At 47.7% G+C, this 6,916-nt stretch carries 8 protein-coding genes and 1 pseudogene; 7 read left to right on the top strand and 2 right to left on the bottom strand.

Annotated elements, in window-relative coordinates:
• A partial coding sequence (locus P9687_RS06895; RefSeq protein WP_328228879.1) for an NOL1/NOP2/sun family putative RNA methylase occupies positions 1-1,071 on the bottom strand: 1,071 nt, incomplete at its 3' end.
• Positions 1,072-1,205: 134 nt separating this feature from the next.
• Here P9687_RS06895 and msrA point away from each other — a divergent pair.
• The 3 genes and pseudogenes from msrA to P9687_RS17310 all read left to right on the top strand — a co-directional run.
• Positions 1,206-1,742, top strand: coding sequence for a peptide-methionine (S)-S-oxide reductase MsrA (gene msrA / locus P9687_RS06890; RefSeq protein WP_017550781.1), 537 nt, complete (start codon positions 1,206-1,208; stop codon positions 1,740-1,742).
• Positions 1,732-2,154, top strand: a complete 423-nt coding sequence (msrB, locus tag P9687_RS06885) for a peptide-methionine (R)-S-oxide reductase MsrB (protein WP_017550782.1) — start codon at positions 1,732-1,734, stop codon at positions 2,152-2,154. Before msrA ends, msrB begins: the two co-directional genes overlap by 11 nt.
• A 193-nt stretch (positions 2,155-2,347) precedes the next feature.
• A pseudogene (locus tag P9687_RS17310) lies at positions 2,348-2,437 on the top strand (YjcZ family sporulation protein); the annotation flags it as partial.
• A gap of 48 nt (positions 2,438-2,485) precedes the next feature.
• On the opposite strand, the gene P9687_RS06875 reads toward P9687_RS17310, so the two are convergent.
• Entirely contained in the window at positions 2,486-4,282 is a 1,797-nt protein-coding gene (locus tag P9687_RS06875) for a methyl-accepting chemotaxis protein (protein ID WP_035188542.1), read from the bottom strand.
• A gap of 178 nt (positions 4,283-4,460) precedes the next feature.
• Here P9687_RS06875 and P9687_RS06870 point away from each other — a divergent pair, with 178 nt between their 5' ends.
• From P9687_RS06870 to P9687_RS06855, 4 genes are all read left to right on the top strand, one after another.
• The gene (locus P9687_RS06870; protein WP_014098457.1) at positions 4,461-4,679 is read left to right on the top strand and encodes a YozE family protein; all 219 of its coding nucleotides are present in this window, start codon (positions 4,461-4,463) and stop codon (positions 4,677-4,679) included.
• A gap of 86 nt (positions 4,680-4,765) precedes the next feature.
• On the top strand, positions 4,766-5,407 hold the full coding sequence (locus tag P9687_RS06865; RefSeq protein WP_035188544.1) for a hypothetical protein: 642 nt from the start codon (positions 4,766-4,768) through the stop codon (positions 5,405-5,407).
• Between the two features lie 102 nt (positions 5,408-5,509).
• Positions 5,510-5,689 (top strand): YozD family protein, encoded by a 180-nt coding sequence (locus P9687_RS06860; RefSeq protein WP_014098455.1) that lies wholly within the window; start codon positions 5,510-5,512, stop codon positions 5,687-5,689.
• A gap of 375 nt (positions 5,690-6,064) precedes the next feature.
• Positions 6,065-6,859 carry a M15 family metallopeptidase gene (locus P9687_RS06855; protein WP_014098453.1) on the top strand — a complete coding sequence of 265 codons (795 nt, stop codon included), beginning with the start codon at positions 6,065-6,067 and terminating at the stop codon, positions 6,857-6,859.
• The last annotated feature ends 57 nt before the right edge of the window (positions 6,860-6,916 follow it).

The following is a 6,916-nucleotide window of genomic DNA, read 5'->3' as shown; positions in this document are numbered from 1 at the left end:
GTTAAAAGGCAGCAGGAAAAGCTCGTTTTTATACAGAAAAAAGGAGCGCCTGCCCGGGTCAAAATGCTCGAGGGTGTTTTTGGCAAAGGTTGTCCAGTCTTTTTCCTGTTGCTTTGAAAGCTTCATGCCCTTTTCAAGCGGCACCTTTTGCCCCGTTTCCTCCGCGTGTTTGCGCATTTTTGCAGCAAAATGTCCTTCGCCTTTTAAGCGGTGCGGCCATAAACGCGCCGCATTGGACAAATCTTTCCGCTTTTCTGTTGCCCATTCCGGCTTTCCCGGTCCAACGCCGTGTTCATGGGGAATCGGCACCAGTGCCATGTCTTCATGCCGCGCCAAAAAAGCTTCAATTGTCTGTTCGTTTTCTTCCGGAGAAAAGGTGCAGGTCGAATAAACAAGGGTGCCGCCGGGCTTTAGCATCTTCCAGGCATGCTCCAAGATCGTGCGTTGTTTTTGCGCGCACGCTTCGACATGTTCCTGGCTCCAGAAACGCGCGGCTTCGGGATCTTTTCTGAACATGCCTTCCCCGGAGCAGGGGGCGTCAACCAAAATTTTATCGAAATAGTTTTCGAAATGCCGGCTCAGTTTTTCAGGCGTTTCGTTTGTCACAACGGTATTGGAGAACCCAAGCCGTTCAATATTTTCAGAAAGCGCGCGCACCCGCTTCGGATGGATTTCATTTGCAAGCAGAAATCCGTTTTCGCCGATTCCAGATGCAATTTGCGTCGATTTGCCCCCCGGCGCGGCGCATAAATCAAGCACTTTATCGCCTTTTTCAAGTCCGAGCTGCCCTGCGATAAACATCGCGCTCGGCTCCTGGATATAATAGAGCCCGGCGGCATGGTACGGGTGTTTTCCAGGCTTGTCTTTTTCTTCATCAAAATAATAACCGGAGGCAAAAGGAATTTTTTCCAAATGGAAAGGGTTGTGCGCATGCCATTCCGTTTCGCTCACTTTTGTCGGATTCAGGCGCAATCCGGACGCCCGCGGTTTTTCATAGGAGCGGAAAAAATCATCGGCTTCCTTTCCAAGCAGCTTCCCCATCTTTTCCATAAAGGTTTCAGGTAATTCCAATCATGAGACCCCTTTCCGTTAAAATCGCCGCTATGATCCATTATAATGAAATCGGGGCTTGCAGTCACGAAACTGGATGAAAACAACATCAACAGGTAAAATAAAAAATAATCTTTTATAAAGGGGGGAGCCGCATGGCAGAGGAAACCGCGATTTTTGCCGGCGGATGCTTCTGGTGCATGGTCCATCCTTTTGACCAATTGCCCGGCATTCAAAAAGTTGTTTCTGGGTACACAGGCGGAACAAAGCCGAACCCGACATATGAGGAAGTGTGCTCCGGTGCGACCGGGCATACAGAAGCTGTTGAAATTACGTTTGATCCGGAAGTTTTTCCTTACGAAAAGCTGCTTGACATTTACTGGCGGCAAATTGACCCGACAGATGCAGGCGGGCAGTTTTACGACAGGGGGGGCTCTTACCGGCCGGTTATTTTCTATCAAAACGAAGCCCAGCGGCAGGCGGCGGAAGCTTCAAAAAAACGGCTGGAAGAGAGCGGGCGGTTTAAAAAGCCGATTGCTGTCACAATTGAACCGGCTTCTGCCTTTTATCCGGCGGAAAGTTACCATCAGGATTATTACCGGAAAAATCCGACCCATTACGAGGCTTACCGGCAAGGTTCAGGCAGGGCCGCATTTATCCGCAACCATTGGAGGGATGAACATGAAGGATGAAAAACTGACGCCTTTGCAATATGAAGTGACGCGGAAAAACGGAACGGAACCGCCGTTTCAAAATGAATACTGGAACGAGTTCCGCGACGGTATTTATGTCGATGTTATTTCCGGAAAACCGCTGTTCAGTTCAAAAGATAAATATGATGCAGGCTGCGGCTGGCCGAGTTTTACAAAACCGATTGATGCCGGCCAACTTACCGAACGGCTTGATACGAGCCACGGCATGATTCGTACGGAAGTGAGAAGCAAGGCGTCTGACGCGCATTTGGGCCATGTGTTTCCGGATGGGCCAGGCCCTGCGCATCTTCGGTACTGCATGAATTCAGCCGCGATGCGTTTTATTCCGAAAGAAAAGCTTGAGGAAGAAGGATATGGGGAGTATCTTGCGCTCTTTGAAGAAAAAGAATAAGCCGGCTGGGCGGATGCACATACAAAACGGGCCCGTATCCCATACGATGCACTGTACAGAAAAACAGTTTTTTTGAGGAGTGAATGGGATGTATTACGGCCATGAAGGTGCTTACCCTGCATATGACCCCTGCTGCGGCTACGGATACGGTTATGGGTCTGGTTACGGATACGGTTCCGGTTACGGCTGGGGCTTTGCAGGACACAGAAACGGCTTTGCTTTAATTGTTGTGCTGTTTATTTTGCTGATCATTATCGGCGCATGCTGGATCGGCCCCAATTAAAAATGAAAAAAGCCCAGGGCTATGCCCTGGGCTTTTTTCGTGTCCCTTTTATATTTTAAAGTTTCCGATCAGCTTGCGCAGGTTTTCTGCCTGCTTTGACAACTCCGAGGCTGCGGCTGTGACTTCTTCCATCGATGCAGACCCTTCCTCGGTACTTGCTGCGGTCATTTCCGTATTTGCCGCGGTATTCATGGCAATCTTGCTGACGGCATCGAACGAATTGGCGACATCGACAGAAAGTTTTTGCGTTTTTTCAATTTGGGCGGCCATGTCAATAATGACATTTGTCGTTTCATTCGTTTGTTTTTGAATGACTTCTAGCGAGTGCATCGTTTCATTGGAAATTTGCACGCCGGAAGTAACCGCCTCTACCCCTTCCTGATTCTGGCCGATAATGGTGCTAATTTCTTTTTGGATCGAACGCACAATATTCGTGACTTCCTGGGCAGCAGACTGGGATTGTTCGGCCAGTTTTCTGACTTCATCTGCTACGACGGCAAAGCCGCGCCCGTGCTCCCCGGCCCTGGCTGCCTCGATTGCCGCATTCAATGCAAGCAAATTGGTTTGTTTGGCAATCCCGGTGATCGTCATAATGATCTTTGTAATATCATCCGACTTTCCACCGAGCGCCTCTACCGTTTTGCTCGTATTTGTCATGATCGCTTCAATGCTCTTCATTTTGCCGGACGTTTCCATAATGGACCGGCTGCCTTTTTCTGCCGATTCTTTCATATGGAGCGAAGCCTGTTTTACCGTTTCCGCCTGCCGGAAAAGCGTATCGACCACTTCTTCAAGCGACTTCATTTTCGATAAGGATGTATCCATCTTGGAAGAAGTTTGTTCGCTGTCTGCCGCGATTTCATTGGCTGTTTCCGCAATCGACTGGATCGTTTTCGATGTTTCTTCAGAAGAAGCGAGCAGTTCTTCGCTTGAGGCAGAGACACTTTCCGCCATCGCGGATACTTCTTTTACAAGCCGGGCAATGCCGTCTATCAGCTGGTTTGTATCTCTTGCCAGTTTTGCCAGTTCGTCATTGGACGTCACTTCAATCCGCCTTGTCAAATCCCCGCCGGCATCTGCGATTCCCAAAATCGACCGGCTGATTTTTCTCGTGCTCGATTTGATGTTTTTCGTTAGGCTGATGCTGAGCATGACAGCCAGCACGATGGCAAGCAAGGAAAGGGTGACGGTTACGATCCGCGCAATCAGGACGGAACGATGCAAGTCGCCGATCCGGCTTTCTGATGCCTGTGTGGTGCTTATCAGCAAATCATGGATGCTGCTTTTCAAATTTTTCATGTAGTCGGATGCCTGGGAATCCTTCACTTGTGCAACCGCTTCTTGTTCCGACCCGTACTGCCTTGCTTCGACAACCCGGTCAACTGTTCCTACCCAGAAATTATAGGCTTCCGAAATTTTTTCGAGTTTTTGGCTCTGCAACCGGTCATCTTTCAGCATTTTTTGCAAGCGGCTTAACGTGCTGCTGGCTTCCTGTTTCCCCTGGTCATACGGCCGTAACGCAGCTTCATTTCCGGAAATGGCGTAATTCAGGGCGCCCGTTTCAATTTCGCCGGTCTGATTGAGCAGGCTTTGGACACGATCGTGCACGGCGAGGTCATGCTGGACAACATGATTGATTTCATTCTCCAGCTCGCGCATGTTTATGTATGAAGTGACGGTTAATACAATGAGCAAGACGGTTAAAACCCCGAATGAAATCACAATTTTTCCCCTGATCGTCTGCAAATAATAAAGGGGAAGCCGATGCAGCTGGCGGTTCGGACGGGAATTTTTCCGTTTCTCGCTTTTTTGCTTTCTTATTGCAAAAATGTTCCTTTTATTCAATCAAAAGCCCCTCCTTTTTACCCTGTGAACCGCAAATCATCATCTATATTTTAAACATGTTTTCTATCTTTTTCTAGTTTTTTGTAAAAAATTCCTCTTCCCGTAATGCCACCCTTTCTACTTTACGCGGGGGAGACGATCCGCTATATTGGAGTAAAAATCATTTTGGAGGATACTTATGAAATCTTTTTACCAGTTTTTAATGAGATATAGGGATCCGCATCTCCGTGACGAGTTGACGGTTTTTGCCAATGGGGCATACAATGATCACAGTTTTCCGAAACATTCAACCAACTATCATGAAATCAGTTCCTATCTCGAATTAAACGGGCATTATATCCCGTCAATGTCGGTTTTTGATCGGGCATGGGAGATTTATAAAGGCGAAAGCAAATAACCGGCCGAAAATTGTGCTGTTCGCTTTTTCCGGAGCGCATGCATAGAATGAAGTAAAACGTGTTTCGTTTTCAAGGAGCATGAAAAATGGATGCAAAAGCGCCGAAGTTTCAAGTTGGAGATACAGTGGTCGTAAAAGTATACGGGACGGTGGGAAAAATTACGGCTGTGAGACAGCTGGAAGGAGGGTATTTCTATGTGGTCAATGACCGGGAAGGCCTCCTAGCCGAACAAAGCCTCGCCCGCCTGGAAGAATATGACGGGATTCTGTATAAGAAAGAGGAAGTCAATATAGAATTGAAATTTTTTATCGGGGATATTGTAAAAGTAAAAGGCTATGGCGGCGTTCTTTTTAAAATTGTTGGTTTCCGCACGGAGATTTGGCGGTATGCAGAAGATGCATGGGAAGATGTGATTTATGAAATGGTCAGCATTCCAAAGGGCGAATGGCTTGAAGCGGATGAAGAAGAACTTTTGTTAATCGCCGATGCCGGGCAGGCCGATTCGTTTGTCAGCCGTTATCAATTTTTTTACCCGATGAAAAGCAGCCCCCTGTACCAGCTTGTCACTTCCGACTTGAAAACGCAGGAAAAAATCGACCACCTGCTCGATATGTATAATGATTATACGCTGCTGTTAAACCTGTTTGGTGATGAGGCGTACAGAGCCATGCTTGAGGCGGTCAAAATGCAAATCCAGGTTCTTTCGGCGCACGGCGGCCCGGATTAGTTTAGCGGGGTTTGGCATATCAGACCGTACGGGGTCATATTTATATCAACAAACAGAACAAAACGCGGGGTGGCTGCGGGATGAAAAAAGGGGGCGTTTTTAATGGAGAATATGGATGTTTATATTGATACAGAGGAAATCGCCGCATTCTTTTTTAAAGAGCTCGTGAAAAGGGGATTTGCGCCCCGTGAAGAAGAACTGGACGAAATTGCCGATATCACTTTTGAATACTTGCTTGCAAAAAGCATCATAGACGAAGAATATGAAGACGATTCCATATGAGGCGATCTGTTTGCAGGCCGTACAGGGAAAGGTGCAGCATCGGTATCCGGGACAGCCTTTTTCGGTCCCGCACGAAATAGCACTTGATGTCCCGTTGAATTTGCCTTAAAATAAAAAGAGAAATCGCAGGGGGAGAAACCTGCGATTTTTTTTGGCAAAGGAGCGGGATGCGGACGGTTGTGCGCTTAACGGGAATGTGCTTGCTTTTTCCATCGCAGAAAGATCCGGATGGGGCATTCATGCCGCTTCTTTTGCAGTACCGGCTCAAAATGGGGGCGAGCATCCATTTTGGGACAGAAGCCCATGCCGCAGTGAACGCGGTACCGGTAGAAGGATCAAAAGCACAAATTTTTTAGGATAGAGAAAGGTGACAACATGAGAAAATATGTATATACCGGCCTTGCCGCGATTTTTTTGGCCGGCTGCAGTGTAACAAACGGAAACCAGCCGGAAACGGGCGCCCATAAAAGTACCGCGCCGGCGAAACCGGCCCACACGGATACCGCGAAAAAAACCGGTTCCGGTTTGGTGCTTGATGCAAAATATTTTAACAAAATCAAAACGGTTAACGGGAAAAAAGTGATCCAGAATCCGGACAATATTTTGGCGCTTGTCAATAAAAACTATATTCTCGGGGATTACAAACCGAAAGACCTCGTCCGGCCGAATGTCCGCTTTTCATTTGGCGACGAAAGAATCGAAAAAAGCTATATGCGGAAAGAAGCAGCCGCGGCGCTTGAAAAAATGTTTGCCGCCGCCGAGAAGGACGGCATTGAATTATATGCCGCTTCCGCATACCGGTCGTATAACCGCCAGAAAGCTGTGTATGCGGCAGAAGTGCAAAGTTCGGGGGAAGAACATGCAGAACAGGCGGTTGCCATCCCGGGGTCGAGCGAACATCAGACCGGTCTCGCCGTTGATATTACAAGCCAGACCGCCCATTTCCTTCTCTCACAGCAAATGGGGAAGCAGAAGGAAGGCATCTGGCTTGCAAAACATGCGCATGAATACGGGTTTATTTTAAGGTATCCGAAAAACAAAGAGAACATTACGAAATATGAGTACGAGCCCTGGCATTTCCGGTATGTCGGAAAAGAGGCGGCAGCCGTCATTTACAAGCACGGCTGGACGCTTGAAGAGTATTTCGAACATGTACATAAAGCTGAATAAATCCGTATGTGTAAAATTTTACTCGAAGGGGCAAATGAGTGGAAAAAAATGGGAAGA

The organism is Weizmannia sp. CD-2023, assembly GCF_036225245.1.
Lineage (GTDB): Bacteria > Bacillota > Bacilli > Bacillales > Bacillaceae_C > Weizmannia > Weizmannia faecalis.
Note: the sequence above shows the minus strand (reverse complement) of the source record. Positions and strands in the feature narration are given on the sequence as shown.

Coding starts and splice junctions, on each gene's coding strand:
- P9687_RS06865 (WP_035188544.1), top strand. CDS start 4,766: ATGGATGCAAAAGCGCCGAAGTTTCAAGTTGGAGATACAGTGGTCGTA.
- msrB (WP_017550782.1), top strand. CDS start 1,732: ATGAAGGATGAAAAACTGACGCCTTTGCAATATGAAGTGACGCGGAAA.
- P9687_RS06870 (WP_014098457.1), top strand. CDS start 4,461: ATGAAATCTTTTTACCAGTTTTTAATGAGATATAGGGATCCGCATCTC.
- P9687_RS06855 (WP_014098453.1), top strand. CDS start 6,065: ATGAGAAAATATGTATATACCGGCCTTGCCGCGATTTTTTTGGCCGGC.
- msrA (WP_017550781.1), top strand. CDS start 1,206: ATGGCAGAGGAAACCGCGATTTTTGCCGGCGGATGCTTCTGGTGCATG.
- P9687_RS06860 (WP_014098455.1), top strand. CDS start 5,510: ATGGAGAATATGGATGTTTATATTGATACAGAGGAAATCGCCGCATTC.